Consider the following 256-nt stretch of genomic DNA (forward strand, 5'->3'; position numbering starts at 1 on the left):
CGGTCGGTACTGCTCGCCGACGCCGGCACCGGGCCGCCGGTGGTCGGCGAGGCACTCCCGGCCGCGGCCCGAACCCTGCTGGCCGACCTGGGCGTTGGTGATCTCGTCCCCGGACCCGGTCACCTGCCGTGCCATGCGACGCTGTCCGCGTGGGGATCGCCGCTGGTGACGGCCGTGTCGAGCATCGAGGATCCACACGGATCCGGATGGCACCTCGACCGCCCGGTGTTCGATCAACGCCTGCGCGAACGTGCCC

Annotated in this window: 1 pseudogene; it reads left to right on the plus strand. The window is 73.0% G+C overall.

Annotated elements, in window-relative coordinates:
- Positions 1-256, plus strand: a pseudogene (locus GT354_RS37480) (oxidoreductase); the annotation flags it as partial.

It is taken from the genome of Streptomyces sp. SID3343 (genome assembly GCF_009865215.1).
Lineage (GTDB): Bacteria > Actinomycetota > Actinomycetes > Streptomycetales > Streptomycetaceae > Embleya.